Source organism: Pseudomonas sp. GM_Psu_1 (assembly GCF_026544185.1).
GTDB lineage: Bacteria > Pseudomonadota > Gammaproteobacteria > Pseudomonadales > Pseudomonadaceae > Chryseomonas > Chryseomonas oryzihabitans.
This window is the reverse complement of the sequence record NZ_JALNUX010000004.1, coordinates 188336-203881: the sequence shown is the minus strand read 5'-3', so window position 1 is coordinate 203881 and position 15546 is coordinate 188336. Positions and strand designations below refer to the sequence as shown.

The following is a 15546-nucleotide window of genomic DNA, read 5'->3' as shown; positions in this document are numbered from 1 at the left end:
CAAGGGTCTTCGTCTCGATGCACGAATACGTCAACTGGCTCCGCCACGCCTCGCCCTATATCAACGCCCACCGCGACGCCACCTTCGTCGTCATGCTGCCCGGTGACGGCGTCGCCCACCCCAACTTCGGCAACATCGTCCACGACCTGGTGCTGCTGCACAGCCTGGGTGTGCGCCTGGTGCTGGTCCACGGCTCCCGTCCGCAGATCGAATCGCGCCTGGCCGCGCGCGGCATCGAGCCGCGCTTCTACAACGACCTGCGCATCACCGACGGCCCGACCCTGGAAGCGGTGATCGATGCCGTCGGCAGCCTGCGCAGCGCCATCGAGGCGCGCCTGTCCATGGACATGGCCGCCTCGCCCATGCAGGGCTCGCGGCTGCGCGTCGCCAGCGGCAATCTGGTCACCGCGCGCCCGGTCGGGGTGCAGGATGGCGTCGACTTCCACCACACCGGCGAAGTCCGCCGCATCGACCGCCGCGGCATCGGCCGCCTGCTCGACGAGCGCACCATCGTGCTGCTCTCGCCACTGGGCTATTCCCCCACCGGCGAGACCTTCAACCTGGCCTGCGAAGACGTCGCCATGCGCGCCGCCATCGATCTGGGCGCCGACAAGCTGGTGCTCTACGGCGCCGAACCGGGCCTGCTGGACGAACACGGCGCCCTGATCCGCGAGATCGGTCCGCAGCAGATCCCCACCCATCTGGCGCGCCTGGGCAGCTCCTACCAGGCCGAACTGCTCGACGCCGCCGCCCAGGCCACCCGCGGTGGCGTACGCCGCTGCCACATCGTCGGCTACGCCGAGGACGGCGCCCTGCTCACCGAACTCTTCACCCGCGCCGGCAGCGGCACCCTGGTGGCCCAGGAGCCTTTCGAGACCCTGCGCGAGGCGACCATCGCCGACGTCGGCGGCCTGATGGAGCTGATCCGCCCGCTGGAAGAACAGGGCATCCTGGTGCGCCGTTCCCGCGAGGTGCTGGAGCGCGAGATCGAGCAATTCAGCATCGTCGAACGCGAAGGCCTGATCATCGCCTGCGCGGCGCTCTATCCCATCGCCGACTCGGCGGCGGGCGAGCTGGCGTGCCTCGCGGTCAATCCCGACTACCGCCACGGCGGTCGCGGCGACGCCCTGCTGGCCCGCATCGAACAACGCGCCCGCGAGCGCGGCCTGAGCACCCTGTTCGTGCTCACCACCAAGACCGCCCACTGGTTCCGCGAACGCGGCTTCGAACCCAGCAGCGTGGAGCGCCTCCCTGCGGCGCGGGCATCGCTGTACAACTTCCAGCGCAATTCGAAGATTTTCGAGAAGGGCTTGTAAGAGCGCGCGCTCGTAGGTTGGGCTGAGACGGCTGTATCGTCGAAGCCAATACTGCCAAGTCCCACCGTCATCGCGGCCATGGGCCGCTCCTACAGATTCAAGGCACGCCTGTAGGAGCGGCCCATGGCCGCGATAGCGCCAGTCCCAACGGAAACCGCTGCAAGGCGGAGCTGGCCCTTCCTGCATCTATGCCGGAAGGCGCACTCGTCAACCATCGAGTCGCCCGCTGGCGTCTGGAGACGTAGCGTGGAAAACCGCGCAGCGTTTTCCACTAATGGGCTCCGTTGCTCAGCGGACAAGGCTTCGCCGCCGTCCACGCTACGGGCTACGGGCTACGGGCTACGGGCTACGGGCTACGGGCTACGGGCTACGGGCTGCGGGCTGTTCAGGGTTCTTCATCCAGAACCTCCAGGCTGGCGAATCGCCCCGTTCAGCAGGGCGAGCGCCAGTGTCGTGGAGTGGGTCGAGCCGCATGGATGCGGCGAGAGGTCCAGTGGGCCATGGACGGCCCATCTGGACCGACCCCGGAACGGTGCTGGCGTGAGCGAAACGTAGCGTAGCGAAGTAACAGCCGTAGGCTGGCCCGAAGGGCGAGCAACGCGAGTCACCCGGAGCGCAGCGGAGGGCCGGATGGTCGGGGCAAGCGTTTTTGCTTACTTTTTTCCGGGGCGCGCAGCCGCGACTGAAAAAAGTGAGTCGCCCGAGGGGGCGACACAAGAGCCATCAGCAAAGCACGACAATCAGCTAAGGCACCAACAAGCTCTTTGGCACTTGGCACCGCAATGTTGGGCTTCGCTCTCGCTCAACCCAACCTACGCATCTACACCCCGATCGTCGCCAGAATGCTCGCCTGATAGGCCGCCACGAAGGTATCGAAATCCCCCTGGGGCGCCGCCTCGATCTCCGCCTGCTCTTCCAGCGACTGGCGTGCCATCTGGGCATAGCAGGCCTGCTCGCCGGCGCTCAGCGGGTGGCTGGCGAAATAGGCCGCATGAGCCTCGCTCTGGCGCAGGCCGAAGTCGGCGAAGCTCTCGCCTCTTTCGCGCAGCTCCTGCAGCACCCGCGCCGAGGGGGTGAGGCGGACATCGGCGACCTTCTGCCGCTGCACCGCCACCGCCCGGCGATGGGCGTCGCCGCCCAGGCTGGCGTCCAGGGTCTCGGCGCAGCGCTCGATCTGGTCGAGCATCTCCGCCGCCCAGTCGATCATGGTCACCGAGGCGCCATGGCGCTGCAGGCGCAGGCCCGGCTTGCGGCCTTCGCGCACCACGCTGGCGAAGTTGTCGGTGCATTCGCTGCACTCGCCGTTGAGCGGCGGACTGCCTTCCAGGGCGCAATAGAGCAGGAAGGCGTCGAGGAACAGCGCGGCGGTGGTATCGATGCCCAGCGGCAGGAAGGGATCGATGTCCAGGCAGCGCACCTCGATGTACTGCACGCCGCGCGCCATCAGCGCCTGCACCGGCCGCTCGCCGCTGCGGGTGACGCGCTTCGGGCGGATGGTGGCGTAGTACTCGTTCTCGATCTGCAGGATGTTGGTGTTGAGCTGCACCCACTCGCCGTTCTGGTGCGTGCCGATCTCCGCATAGGGCGGGTAGGGCGTACCCACCGCGCGTCTCAGGCTCTCGGTATAGGTGGTCAGATCGTTGTAGTCCGGCGTCAGGCTGGCCTGGGCGTTGCTCTGATAGCCCAGGTCGCTCATGCGTAGGCTGGTGGCATGGGGCAGGTACAGGGTCCGCTCGTCGAGGGTCTGCAACCGATGTGGCCGGCCCCGCAGGAAGCCTGCGTCCAGCGCCGGCGAGGCGCCGAACAGGTACATCAGCAGCCAGCTGTAGCGGCGGAAGTTGCGGATCAGGGCGATATAGCGCGCCGACTGGTAGTCGCGGGCATCGCGGGCGTCACCTTCCTGCTGGCGCAGGAGCTCCCAGGCCGCTTCCGGCAGCGAGAAGTTGTAGTGGATGCCGGCGATGCACTGCATGGTGCGGCTGTAGCGCAGGGCCAGGCCGCGGCGGTAGACGTGCTTGAGCCGGCCGATGTTGGAGCTGCCGTAGTCGGCGATGGGGATCTCGTCCTCCGCCGGCAGCGCGCAGGGCATGGAGCCGCTCCAGAGGCGCTCGCCGTCGAGTTCGGCGACCGCGGCGCGGTGCACCCGATCCAAGGCGTCCAGCACGTCGGGGGTGCGGGTGCCGGTGGGGGTGATGAATTCGAGCAGGGCCTCGGAGTAGTCCGTGGTGATCTGCGGATGGGTCAGGGCCGAGCCCAGCGCCCGGGGATGGGGGCGGCGGGACAGCTGGCCACGGGCGTCCACCCGCAGGGTCTCGCGCTCGATGCCGTGCAGGCATTCGGCGAGAAGGGTGGGATCAGCGCCGAGCAGGGCCAGGCGGCGGGACAGGATATCGCTCAAGTTGACTTCCTATGGCGGTACTCGCCCCGGGCAGGGTAGAAGAAACCGACTGAAATGAGGGTTGCCGGCCAGGGCCGACGCGGGGGCAGCAGTCACTGCTGCGGTCCGGGTTCAAGCCTCAGACCGCAACCCGCTCAGTTGTCTCCCAGCGTAGCTCAGGCGACGGCAAAGGGCGATATGCGCCGCTTCGCTGCCGCCCGCTCTGGCCGGTCACAGACAGGCGAAGGTCGCCTGGGCCAGGGCGATCAGCTTGTCGCCCTGATGCACCTGGGCTTCCAGCACATGGGTCTTGCGGCCCGGGTGGATCACCCGGGCGCGGCAGACCAGTTCGCCGTCGCTGACGCCACGCACGTAGTTGACCTTGCATTCCAGGGTCACGCTGCCGGCCTGGCCATCGAACAGGCTGTGGCTGGCCTGGCCCAGGGCGGTGTCGATCAGCGAGAAGATGGCACCGCCATGCAGCTTGCCGTGCAGGTTGATGAGCGTGTCCTGCACGCTCATGCGCACCTCGGACTCGCCACCCCCGGCCTTGTGGATGGTCATGCCCAGCAGGGTGCTGAAGGCGCTGTCTTTGCCTGCGAGAGAACCGCTCATGCCTATTTCCTCAGTTGCTTGGCGTTGGCGAACAGGGACGCCATGGCATTGTTGGCCGGCGCGGCCTGGGTTTGGCGCGGGGCGCCCTTGTCGGTGCGCGGCTTGCCACCGTTGCCGCGGGTCTGGCCGCCGGGCTTGCCATCGACCTTCTCGCCGGGGGTGTCGCCCATGCGCATGGACAGTCCCACGCGATTGCGCGGCACGTCCACCTCCATCACCTTTACCTTGACGATGTCGCCCGCCTTGACCACCTCGTAGGGATCCTTGACGAACTTCTCCGACAGCGCGCTGATGTGCACCAGGCCGTCCTGGTGCACGCCGATGTCGACGAAGGCACCGAAGTTGGTGACGTTGGTGATGACGCCCTCCAGCACCATGCCGGGCTTGAGGTCGGAAAGCTTCTCCACGCCGTCCTGGAACACCGCGGTCTTGAACTCCGGACGCGGATCGCGACCCGGCTTGTCCAGTTCCTGGAGGATGTCGGTCACCGTCGGCAGGCCAAAGCTCTCATCGGTGAACTTCTTCGGATCCAGCCGCTTGAGAAAGGCCGAATCGCCGATCAGCGAGCGGATGTCGCGACCGGTGTCGGCGGCGATGCGCTGCACCAGGGGATAGGTCTCCGGGTGCACCGCCGAGGCGTCCAGCGGATTGGCGCCGCTCATCACGCGCAGGAAGCCGGCGGCCTGCTCGAAGGTCTTGTCGCCCAGGCGCGGCACCTTCTTCAGGGCCTCACGGGTGGCGAAGGCGCCGTTGGCATCGCGGAATTGCACGATGTTCTGCGCCAGGGTGGCGTTGAGCCCGGAGATCCGCGCCAGCAGGGCGGCGGAAGCGGTATTCACGTCCACGCCCACGGCGTTCACGCAGTCTTCCACCACGGCGTCCAGGCTGCGCGCCAGCTTGAGCTGGGAGACGTCGTGCTGGTACTGGCCCACGCCGATGGACTTGGGCTCGATCTTCACCAGCTCGGCCAGCGGATCCTGCAGGCGGCGGGCGATGGACACGGCGCCACGCAGGGAGACGTCCAGCTCGGGAAATTCCCGGGCGGCCAGTTCCGAGGCGGAATACACCGAGGCACCGGCTTCGCTGACCATCACCTTGGTCAGGCCGAGTCCCGGGTACTTGCTGATCAGCTCGCCGGCCAGCTTGTCGGTCTCGCGGCTGGCGGTACCGTTGCCGATGGCGATCAGGTCCACGCCATGCTTGGTGCAGAGCACGCCGAGGGTGGCCAGGGTCTGGTCCCACTGATTGCGCGGCGCATGGGGATAGACGGTGTCGGTGGCCAGCAGCTTGCCCGTGGCGTCCACCACGGCGACCTTGCAGCCGGTACGCAGACCCGGGTCCAGCGCCAGGGTAGTGCGCGGGCCGGCCGGCGCGGCCAGCAGCAGGTCGTGCAGGTTGCGGGCAAAGACCGCGATGGCCTCTTCCTCGGCCTTTTCGCGCAGCTCGCCGAGCAGGTCGGTTTCCAGGGAGGTATAGAGCTTGACCTTCCAGGTCCAGCGCACCACCTCGGAAAGCCACTTGTCCGCGGCGCGGCCCTGGTTCTTCAGCTCGAAATGCGCGGCGATCAGGCCTTCGCAGGGATGGGCGATGCCCGGGCCTTCTTCGCCGAGCTTGAGCGCGGCGCTGAGCATGCCCTCGTTGCGGCCGCGGAAGATCGCCAGGGCGCGGTGCGAGGGCACCGCCTTGAAGGGCTCGTCATGCTCGAAGTAGTCGCTGAACTTGGCGCCTTCGGTCTCCTTGCCGGGCACCAGTCGTGCGCTGAGGATGGCGTCCTGCTGCAGGACGCCGCGCAGCCGCGCCAGCAGGTCGGCGTCTTCGGCGAAGCGCTCCATGAGGATGTACTTGGCGCCTTCCAGAGCGGCCTTGACGTCCGCCACGCCCTTGTCCGCGTCGACATAGCCGGCGGCTTCGGACTCCGGGGTCAGGGTCGGATCCTGCAGCAGCGCCTCCGCCAGCGGGCCGAGGCCGGCTTCCAGGGCGATCTGGCCCTTGGTGCGGCGCTTCTGCTTGTAGGGCAGATAGAGGTCTTCCAGGCGGGTCTTGGTGTCGGCCAGGTTGATCTCGCGGGCCAGTTCGGGGGTCAGCTTGCCCTGCTCCTCGATGGAGGCCAGCACCGCGCCGCGGCGCTCTTCCAGCTCGCGCAGATAGCGCAGCCGCTCTTCGAGATGACGCAGCTGGGTGTCGTCCAGGCTGCCGGTGACTTCCTTGCGGTAACGGGCGATGAAGGGCACGGTCGACCCTTCGTCGAGCAGGGCCACGGCGGCGGCGACCTGTTGCGGGCGGGCGCCGAGCTCTTCGGCGATGCGGCTATTGATATCCATCGGGCTACCTGGCTTGCACGAGAAAAAGCGGGCGGCAGTATACCCGAGCCCGCCGGAGCCCTGCCTCCCATGCCGGCACCGCCACCCCGGAGTGGGCAAAATCTGCTAACAATGGCCCAATGCCGCGGTCGGATGGCCTACGGCATAATCCAGTGCTAGATCACAAGGAGATATTATGAGCACCCCCGTTGCCCCGGAAGGTGAAAAGATCCTGGTCGTCGACGACGACGCCCGGTTGCGTCGCCTCTTGGAGCGTTTTCTGGCCGAGCAGGGTTATCGCGTGCGCACCGTCGAGAGCGCCGAACAGATGGACCGCCTGCTGGCGCGCGAGGTCTTCAACCTGGTCGTGCTGGACCTGATGATGCCCGGCGAAGACGGCCTGTCCGCCTGCGGCCGGTTGCGCGAGAGCGGCAACCGCATCCCCATCATCATGCTGACCGCCAAGGGCGACGAAGGCAGCCGCATCCAGGGCCTCGACCAGGGCGCTGACGACTATCTGGCCAAGCCCTTCAATCCGCTGGAGCTGGTGGCTCGCATCAAGGCCGTGCTACGCCGTCAGGCGCCGGTGGTGCCCGGCGCCCCCGCCGGGACCGACGAGGTGGTGACCTTTGGCGACTACGCCCTGCACCTGGCCACCCGCGAACTCAAGCGCGGCGAAGAGACCCACATGCTTACCACCGGCGAATTCGCCGTGCTCAAGGCACTGGTCGACCACGCCCGCGAGCCGCTGACCCGCGACAAGCTGATGAACCTGGCCCGCGGTCGCGAATGGGACGCCCTGGAGCGCTCCATCGATGTGCAGATCTCGCGCCTGCGCCGGATGATCGAACCCGATCCGTCCAAGCCGCGCTATATCCAGACCGTCTGGGGCGTGGGCTACGTCTTCGTACCGGACGGCGCCGGCAAATAAGCTCTCACCGCCACACTTAGGTGTCGACGATACAGAGCGTGTTCAAAGTCTTGCGAGCTAGAGTCAAACGAGGCGAAAAGACCTGAGGAAGCGGAGTTTACAAGGCGTAAATGAGCATTCCGAAGGTCTTTTCAACGCTGTTTGGCCGACGCGCAGCTGACTTTGAATAGGCTCAGGCGAACAGCCCCTGATGCACGCCGACCAGCAGGAAAATCCCCAGCAGCGCGCGATAGATGATGAAGGGCCAGGTCGAGAAGCGCTCCAGAAAGCGCATCAGGCCCCAGATCGCGGCAAAGGCCGACAGGCTCGCCACCAGCAATCCCACCAGCAGCAGCGACCAGGCTTCGGCCGGGATGTGCGCGTGCCAGAGCACCACCAGCTCCTTGAGTCCGGCCAGGGCGATGGCCGGCAGACCCAGCAGGAAGGAGAAGCGTGCGGCTTCTTCGCGACGCAGATTGAGGAACATGGCGGCGGTCAGGGTCGAGCCCGAGCGGGACACGCCCGGAATCAGCGCTCCGACCTGGGCGATCCCCACGATCAGCGCATCGCGCAGCCGCATTTGCGAGATGTCCCTGTTGTGCCGGCAGATCCGCTCCGCCAGCGCCAGCAGCGCGGCCATGGCCAGGCAGGCGTAGCCGATGACGCTGATGCCGCGCAGCGGCGAGTCGCAGGCGTTGAGCAGGGGCGCCAGCAGCAGACCGGCGATGCAGATGGGAATGGTCGCCAGCACGATCATCACCGCCAGCAGGAAGTCCGGGCTGTCGAAGTCGCGCTGGCGCACCGCGGCCAGGCTGCCGCGGGTCACGCCACTCACATCGCGCCAGAAATAGCTGATCACCGCGGCCAGCGCCGCCATCTGCATGGCGGCGGAAAAGGCCGAGCCGGGGTCGCGCCAGCCGAGCAGGGCGGGTACCACCCGCATGTGTGCCGTGGACGAAATGGGAAGCAGCTCGGTGATACCCTGCACCACGCCGAGAAAGGCGATCTGCGCGTAGCTGAGCGAGGCGAAGCCGATGTCCAGGCCGGTCTGGCAGATGTCGGACACGAGAGAACTCCAGGTTGAAGGGAAGAAATGGACGAGCAAATGTATCCGAATGTGTCCGCGTCCGGTGGCCTATCTGGACCCTGCAATCCCAGAGGTTGTGATGGCTTTCGCGCCGTTTTGCGCGGAAATCCGGACCGATGAAGGCGCCCAGCTGGTTTCCCCAGAGTTTCTTCGCCCGCTCGCTGTGGATGGTCCTGCTCGCGGTGCTGTTTTCCAAGGCACTGACCCTGGTCTATCTGCTGCTCAATGAGGACGTCCTGGTCGATCGCCAGTACAGCCATGGCGCGGCCCTGACGCTCAAGGCCTACTGGGCCACCCCGGAGTCCGAGCGACCGCGCATCGCCCAGGCCGCCGGTCTGCGCTACGAATCACCGGAAACCGTGCCGGCCGGGGAATACCACTGGCCCTACAGCGAGATCTTCGAGCGCCAGATGAAACAGGAACTGGGCGAGGAGACCGAGGTGCGGGTGCGGGTCCAGCACGGTCCGGCGCTCTGGGTGCTGGCGCCGAGCCTGGGACCGGACTGGATCAAGATTCCGCTGATGGCCCATCCGCTGCGTGGCCAGCACATCTGGAGCGTGCTCGGCTGGTTTTTCGCCATCGGCCTGCTGTCCGTGGGTGCCGCCTGGGTCTTCGTGCGGCAGCTCAACCAGCCCTTGCGGCGCCTGGTGAACGCCGCGCGCGAGCTGGGCAAGGGCCGTAGCGTGCGGCTGCCGGAGACCGATGCCCCGAGCGAGATCCAGGATGTCTACCACGCCTTCAACCAGATGGCCGAAGACGTCGAGCAGGCCGGCCGCGAACGCGAACTGATGCTGGCCGGGGTCTCCCACGACCTGCGCACGCCCCTGACCCGCCTGCGTCTGGCGGTGGAACTGATGCCGCCGGCGGAGCGCGAAGAAGCCGAGGACATGATCCGCGACATCGAGGACATGAACGCCATCCTCGACCAGTTCCTCGCTTTCGTGCGCGATGGGCGGGACGAACCCCAGGAGCTCACCAACCTCAACGAACTGGCCCGCCAGGTGGTGGCGCCCTACAACCAGGAGACGGAGCGGGTACGGCTGATGCTGGACGTGCTGCCGCCGCTGCCGGTGCGGCGCATCTCCTTCAAGCGGCTGCTGACCAACCTGGTGGAAAACGCCCTGCGCCATGGCGGCGGTGGCGGTATCGAGGTGGTCGGACAGGTCGCGGGCTCCGCCACGGCGCCCTATGTCGCCCTGAGCGTGATGGATCGCGGTCCCGGCATCGATCCCAAGGACCTGCAGGACATCTTCAATCCCTTCACCCGCGGCAATCGCGCCCGCACCGTCAGCGGTTCCGGGCTGGGCCTGGCCATCGTCAAGCGCATTGCCGCGCAGCACGGCGGCAGTGCCGAGCTGCGCAATCGCGAAGGTGGCGGGGTGGAAGCCCGGGTACTGCTGCCCCTGGGCCTGCTGCTGCCCCGCAGCGCCAGCTGACGCCGAACGCTGCTTCTGCACTTTGTAGGAGCGGCCGCATCGGCGGACCGCCATGGCCGCGATGCTGTGACATAGCGAAATGGCCTCGACATCGGGCTCGCGCGCGATCTATCAGGAGATAGGGAGGTTGGGCCAGACGCCAGCGCAGCCCAACCTCCCAAACCACGGCCTCAGCCCTTGCCCTTGGTCCGTGTCAGCCCCGGCTCGGCGTTCTTTTCCAGGTATTCGATGATGATCCCGGCCACGTCCTTGCCGGTGGTCTGCTCGATGCCTTCCAGGCCGGGCGAGGAGTTGACCTCCATCACCAGCGGGCCGTGGTTGGATCTGAGGATGTCCACCCCGGCCACGCTCAGGCCCATGGCCCGGGCCGCACGCAGGGCGGTCATGCGTTCCTCGGGGGTGATCTTGATCAGGCTGGCGGTGCCGCCACGATGCAGATTCGAGCGGAATTCCCCGGGCGCCGCCTGGCGCTTCATCGCCGCGATCACCTTGTCGCCGACCACGAAGCAGCGGATGTCCGCACCGCCCGCTTCGCGGATGTATTCCTGCACCATGATGTTCTGCTTGAGCCCCATGAAGGCCTCGATCACCGACTCGGCCGCCTTCTCGGTTTCGCACAGCACCACGCCGATGCCCTGGGTGCCTTCCAGCACCTTGATCACCAGTGGGGCGCCGTTGACCATCTGGATCAGGTCCGGCACGTCGTCCGGCGAGTGGGCGAAGCCGGTGACCGGCAGGCCGATGCCCTTGCGCGAGAGCAGTTGCAGGGAGCGCAGCTTGTCGCGCGAACGGCTGATGGCCACGCTCTCGTTGAGCGGAAAGACGCCCTGCATCTCGAATTGGCGCAGCACCGCGCAGCCATAGAAGGTCACCGAGGCGCCGATGCGCGGGATGACCGCATCGAAGCCTTCCAGCGGTTTGCCACGGTAATGGATCTGCGGCTTGTGGCTGGCGATGTTCATGTACGCGCGCAGGGTGTCGACCACGACCACCTCATGGCCGCGGCTGACGCCGGCTTCGACCAGGCGCCGGGTGGAATACAGGTTGGGGTTACGCGAGAGAACGGCGATTTTCATGGGGCACCGGAGGCCGGAGTAAGGGACAACTGGGGTTTGTCTTGCGCATAGGAGACGGCCGGATTCACCAGCAAGCCACCATCGATCAACGCCTTGGAGCCGAGCAGCATGCGATAGCGCATGCTCTTGCGGCAGGCCAGGGTGAATTCCACCGGCCACTGGCACTCGCCCAGGGCCAGCAGGGTACGGATGACGTAACGGGTCTGGGCGATGCCATTGGAGCTGCGGATGGTCTTTTTCGCCACCAGCGGTGCTTCGCAATGGCGGTGCCGGGACTGGACCAGGGTGCCCAGGTGCACGGTGAATCTCACCCAGCGCTCCTTGCCACGCATGAACGGCTGGACTTCTGTCGCATGCAGCGCCGAGGTACTGGCGCCGGTGTCGATCTTGGCTCTCAGCCCGACCACGCCCAGATCGGGCAGGGCCACCCACTCACTCAGGCCGATAATGACCGGTTCGGCGGAATTGCTCATCGCTGCTCCTTGAAATCAGTGGCCTCCGCCTAAATGTTGCGGATCAACGAGCTGCTTGAAGGCTGGTTTGGCGAACAGATAGCCCTGCATCAGCTCGATCCCGAGGTCCCGCAGGCAATCGCGTTCGGCGACGGTCTCCACGCCTTCGGCGATCACCTGGGTACCCAGTTCGCGGCACATGACGATGAGGTTGCGCACGATGGTCCGTCGCACCTGATCCTGGTCGATGCCGCGGATGAGCGCCATGTCGAGCTTGACCAGGTCCGGCTGGAATTCGGCCAGCAGGGTCAGGCCGGAATGACCGGCGCCAAAGTCATCGATGGCGGTCTTGAAGCCGAATTGCTGATATTCGCGCAGGATGTGCGTCAGGTGGTTGCTGGCCACGTGCTCGGTTTCCACCGTCTCGAAGATCAGGCGCTCCAGGGGAAAGCCATGCTCGCGCGCGGCGGCCAGGGTGCTGCGGATACACAATTCCGGACGATAGACGGCGTTGGGCAGAAAGTTGATCGAGAGACTCTCCTGCATGCCCAGGGCCGCCGCGGTGGCGATGGCCTTGGTGCGGCAGAGCTGGTCGAATCTATAGCGGTTGCTGTCGGTCACCTGATTGAGCACCGACAGTGCGCCTTCGCCGCCTGGTCCGCGCACCAGCGCTTCCCGGGCGAAGACCGCGCCTCTGTCCAGATCCACGATGGGCTGATAGGCAAAGTCGAAGTCGAAGCCCAGGGGTTCCGACTGCTGGCACCCCGCGCAGCGGGTCTGACCGGTCAGGTCGGAAGGAAAGAATGTGGTCATGGCTCTCCAGAGGCGCGCTTGCAGCGTCGGTCCGATGGTTTAGAGTTCTTGAGAAGAGTCTAAGACCCAATAGGGGACCTTTTATTCGATGTATGCAGTAGATCACACTGAAGAACGGATGCGCCTTGATAAATGGCTCTGGGCTGCACGTTTTTTCAAGACCCGCGCGCTGGCTAAGGCGGCCCTCGAAGGCGGCAAGGTCCAGTGCCGTGGCGAACGCTGCAAGCCCAGCAAGGAGCCGCGTGTCGGCGATGTCCTCACCATCCGTCAGGGCTATGACGAGAAGACCGTGGTGATCGTCGCCCTGTCGCAGAACCGCCGTGGTGCGCCCGAGGCCCAGCAGCTCTATACCGAGACGCCGGAAAGCCTCAAGGCGCGCGAACAGGCCGCTGCGGCGCGCAAGGCGGGCAACCTCGGCCTGCAGACCGACGGCCGCCCCACCAAGAAGCAGCGGCGCCAGATCCACCAGTTCCGCGAGTACGTCCATCCGTTCGACGACTGATCCCGTCGCGACTCGCCGGATCCTCTCAATGGCCAGGGCCGCTCGGCGGCCCTGGCGTGTCCCGCAGCTTCAGGCTTCGCGGTCTCCTTCCTTATATAGGTAGTTCATGACTTCCCACGATTTCACCCAGCGCTTCCTGTTCGACGAAACCGATGTCCGCGGCGAACTGGCCACCTTGGATCGCAGCTATGTCGAGGTCCTCGCCAAGCACGCATACCCGGAGCCCGTCGCCCAATTGCTGGGCGAGATGCTGGCGGCGGCCGCGTTGCTGTGCGGAACCCTCAAGTTCGAAGGGCTGCTCGTGCTGCAGGCGCGTTCCAGCGGGCCAATCCCGCTGCTCATGGTCGAGTGCTCCAGCGAGCGCGAGGTGCGCGGCATCGCCCGCTACGAAGAAAGCGAGATCACCGCGTCCGCCTCTTTGGGTGAGCTCATGCCTGATGGCGTCCTGGCCCTGACCATCGATCCCCGCCACGGTCAGCGTTACCAGGGCATCGTCCCGCTCGAGGGCGCGAACCTGGCCGAATGCCTGTCCGGCTACTTCGCCACCTCCGAGCAGTTGCCCACCCGCTTCTGGCTGAACGCCGACGGTCGCCGCGCCCGTGGCCTGCTGCTCCAGCAGCTGCCGCCGTCGCGTATCAAGGATGCCCAGGCCCGCCAGGACAGCTGGGAGCACGTCGTCACCCTGGCTGATACCCTCACCGCCGAAGAACTGCTGGGCCTCGATAACGAGGTGATCCTGCATCGCCTGTTCCACGAGGAAACGGTGCGTCTGTTCGACGAGCAACCGGTGGCCTTCAGCTGCAGCTGCTCCCGCGATCGGGCGGCCAATGCCCTGATCAGCATGGGGCAGCCGGACGTCGAGAGTCTGCTCGATGAACAGGACGGACAAATTCGGGTCGATTGTCAGTTTTGCAATGAGCAGCAGGTCTTCGACGCCGCCGATATCGCGCAGATTTTTGCGGGCGGCGGCACGCAAACCCCAGGAAATACCCGGCACTAGCCGTTGCAAAAGCCCGAAGGCTTTCTGGCATAATCCCGCAACGTGTAGTTCTGCCGTGTAAGAGCTACAAGCATGAGGAACGGCCCAGGGCCATGGGGAACGAAATGACGAAAGCCAACGTGTATACCGATATCAGCGTCGCGCAGTTAGTGGAAGAGTCCCTGCGACGTGGCGAAGGAGAGCTGGCCGCCAATGGCTCGCTGGTCGTCAAGACGGGGCATCGCACGGGGCGTTCGCCGGTAGATCGCTTTATCGTCGAGGAAGCCTCCACGCGCGACGCCATCCACTGGGGGCCGATCAACCGGCCTTTCCCGGAGGAGAAGTTCGCCCCGCTGTGGGAGCGCGTCAGCGCCTACCTGGACGAGCGTGATCAATTCGTCTCCCACGTCCATGTAGGCGCCGATGTCGAGCACTACCTGCCCGTCGTCATGCGCACCCAGACCGCCTGGCACAACCTGTTCGGCCGCTGCCTGTTCATCAATCCGGCCGAATACAATCCCCAGTCCAAGCCGGCCTGGGAGATCCTCAATGCGCCCGAGTTCGTCTGCGAGCCCGAGCGTGACGGCACCAATTCCGACGGCACCGTCATCATCAACTTCGCGGCCCGCAAGGTGCTGATCGCCGGCATGCGCTACGCCGGCGAAATGAAGAAGGCCATGTTCTCGGTGCAGAACTTCCTGCTGCCGGAAAAGGATGTGCTGCCGATGCACTGCGCCGCCAACGTGGGCGAGGAGGGGGATGTCACCCTGTTCTTCGGCCTCTCCGGCACCGGCAAGACGACCCTGTCCGCCGACCAGAGCCGCTACCTCATCGGTGACGACGAGCACGGCTGGGGCGTGGGCACGGTCTTCAACATGGAAGGTGGCTGCTACGCCAAGTGCATCGACCTGTCCGAGAAGAACGAGCCGGTGATCTGGAAGGCCATCCAGTTCGGCGCCGTGCTGGAGAACGTGGTCCTGGATCCCCAGACCCGTCAGCCCAACTATGCCGACGACAGCCTGACCCAGAACAGCCGGGCGGCCTATCCGCGCGAGCTGATCGACAAGCGCGCCGAGCACAACCTGGGTGGCGAGCCCAATGCGGTCATCTTCCTGACCTGCGACCTCACTGGCGTCCTGCCCCCGGTTTCCATCCTTAATAATGAGCAGGCGGCCTATCACTTCCTGTCCGGCTACACCGCCCTGGTCGGCTCGACCGAGATGGGTTCCGGTCCCGGCATCAAGTCGACCTTCTCCACCTGCTTCGGTGCGCCCTTCTTCCCGCGCCCGGCGGCCGAATACGCCGATCTGCTGATTAAGCGCATCCAGGGCTTCGGCTCCAAGGTGTACCTGGTCAACACAGGCTGGACCGGTGGTGGCTACGGCGTGGGCAAGCGCTTCAACATCCCCACCACTCGCGCGGTGATCGCGGCCATTCAGAGCGGTGCCCTCATCGGTGCCGAGACTCGCCATGTGCCGGTCATCAATCTCGACGTCCCGGTCGCCGTGCCGGGCGTGGACAGCGTCCTGCTCAATCCGCGCGACACCTGGCAGGATGGCGCCGCCTATGACGCCGCTGCTCGGGAGCTGGCCGGCAAGTTCGTCGAGAATTTCAAGAAGTTCTCCGGCGTCTCCGAAGGCATCGTGGCGGCCGGTCCCCAGCTGTAACAGGAGGTCGCCGTCT

At 66.0% G+C, this 15546-nt stretch carries 13 protein-coding genes; 6 read left to right on the top strand and 7 right to left on the bottom strand.

What is annotated here, in order from left to right; translation table 11 throughout:
* Positions 1-17 precede the first annotated feature (17 nt).
* Positions 18-1316 carry an amino-acid N-acetyltransferase gene (gene argA, locus OXS31_RS08415; RefSeq protein ID WP_007161264.1) on the top strand — a complete coding sequence of 433 codons (1299 nt, stop codon included), beginning with the start codon at positions 18-20 and terminating at the stop codon, positions 1314-1316.
* Positions 1317-2136: 820 nt separating this feature from the next.
* Here the strand turns inward: argA and gshA are convergent.
* From gshA to OXS31_RS08400, 3 genes are all read right to left on the bottom strand, one after another.
* Complete coding sequence (gene gshA / locus OXS31_RS08410; RefSeq protein WP_267398677.1) at positions 2137-3714, bottom strand: glutamate--cysteine ligase; 1578 nt, start codon at positions 3712-3714, stop codon at positions 2137-2139.
* Between the two features lie 210 nt (positions 3715-3924).
* A complete protein-coding gene (locus OXS31_RS08405) occupies positions 3925-4308 on the bottom strand; it encodes a PaaI family thioesterase (protein WP_267398676.1) in 384 nt (127 codons plus the stop codon).
* Positions 4309-4310: 2 nt separating this feature from the next.
* Positions 4311-6629 (bottom strand): Tex family protein, encoded by a 2319-nt coding sequence (locus tag OXS31_RS08400; protein WP_267398674.1) that lies wholly within the window; start codon positions 6627-6629, stop codon positions 4311-4313.
* 175 nt (positions 6630-6804) lie between these two features.
* Here OXS31_RS08400 and ompR point away from each other — a divergent pair, with 175 nt between their 5' ends.
* Positions 6805-7539, top strand: a complete 735-nt coding sequence (ompR, locus tag OXS31_RS08395) for a two-component system response regulator OmpR (RefSeq protein ID WP_027598251.1) — start codon at positions 6805-6807, stop codon at positions 7537-7539.
* A 172-nt stretch (positions 7540-7711) separates the two neighbouring features.
* On the opposite strand, the gene OXS31_RS08390 is transcribed toward ompR, so the two are convergent.
* Positions 7712-8584, bottom strand: coding sequence for an undecaprenyl-diphosphate phosphatase (locus OXS31_RS08390; protein ID WP_267398673.1), 873 nt, complete (start codon positions 8582-8584; stop codon positions 7712-7714).
* A 137-nt stretch (positions 8585-8721) separates the two neighbouring features.
* Here OXS31_RS08390 and OXS31_RS08385 point away from each other — a divergent pair, with 137 nt between their 5' ends.
* The gene (locus OXS31_RS08385) at positions 8722-10041 is read left to right on the top strand and encodes an ATP-binding protein (RefSeq protein ID WP_027603085.1); all 1320 of its coding nucleotides are present in this window, start codon (positions 8722-8724) and stop codon (positions 10039-10041) included.
* A gap of 170 nt (positions 10042-10211) precedes the next feature.
* On the opposite strand, the gene rimK is transcribed toward OXS31_RS08385, so the two are convergent.
* From rimK to OXS31_RS08370, 3 genes are read right to left on the bottom strand one after another with little or no spacing between them, the layout of a single operon-like run.
* Positions 10212-11117, bottom strand: coding sequence for a 30S ribosomal protein S6--L-glutamate ligase (gene rimK, locus OXS31_RS08380; RefSeq protein WP_027598254.1), 906 nt, complete (start codon positions 11115-11117; stop codon positions 10212-10214).
* The gene (locus tag OXS31_RS08375; protein WP_027598255.1) at positions 11114-11590 is read right to left on the bottom strand and encodes an ATP-dependent zinc protease; all 477 of its coding nucleotides are present in this window, start codon (positions 11588-11590) and stop codon (positions 11114-11116) included. Before OXS31_RS08375 ends, rimK begins: the two co-directional genes overlap by 4 nt.
* A 15-nt stretch (positions 11591-11605) precedes the next feature.
* Entirely contained in the window at positions 11606-12382 is a 777-nt protein-coding gene (locus OXS31_RS08370) for an EAL domain-containing protein (protein ID WP_027598256.1), read from the bottom strand.
* Positions 12383-12500: 118 nt separating this feature from the next.
* On the opposite strand from OXS31_RS08370, the gene OXS31_RS08365 reads away from it, so the two are divergent.
* The 3 genes from OXS31_RS08365 (at position 12501) to OXS31_RS08355 (ending at position 15530) form a co-directional block, all read left to right on the top strand.
* Positions 12501-12884: a S4 domain-containing protein gene (locus OXS31_RS08365; protein ID WP_007161254.1), complete on the top strand. Its 384-nt coding sequence runs from the start codon at positions 12501-12503 to the stop codon at positions 12882-12884.
* Between the two features lie 106 nt (positions 12885-12990).
* Positions 12991-13884, top strand: coding sequence for an Hsp33 family molecular chaperone HslO (gene hslO, locus OXS31_RS08360; RefSeq protein ID WP_007161253.1), 894 nt, complete (start codon positions 12991-12993; stop codon positions 13882-13884).
* Positions 13885-13988: 104 nt separating this feature from the next.
* Positions 13989-15530 (top strand): phosphoenolpyruvate carboxykinase, encoded by a 1542-nt coding sequence (locus OXS31_RS08355; RefSeq protein WP_007161252.1) that lies wholly within the window; start codon positions 13989-13991, stop codon positions 15528-15530.
* Positions 15531-15546 lie beyond the last annotated feature (16 nt).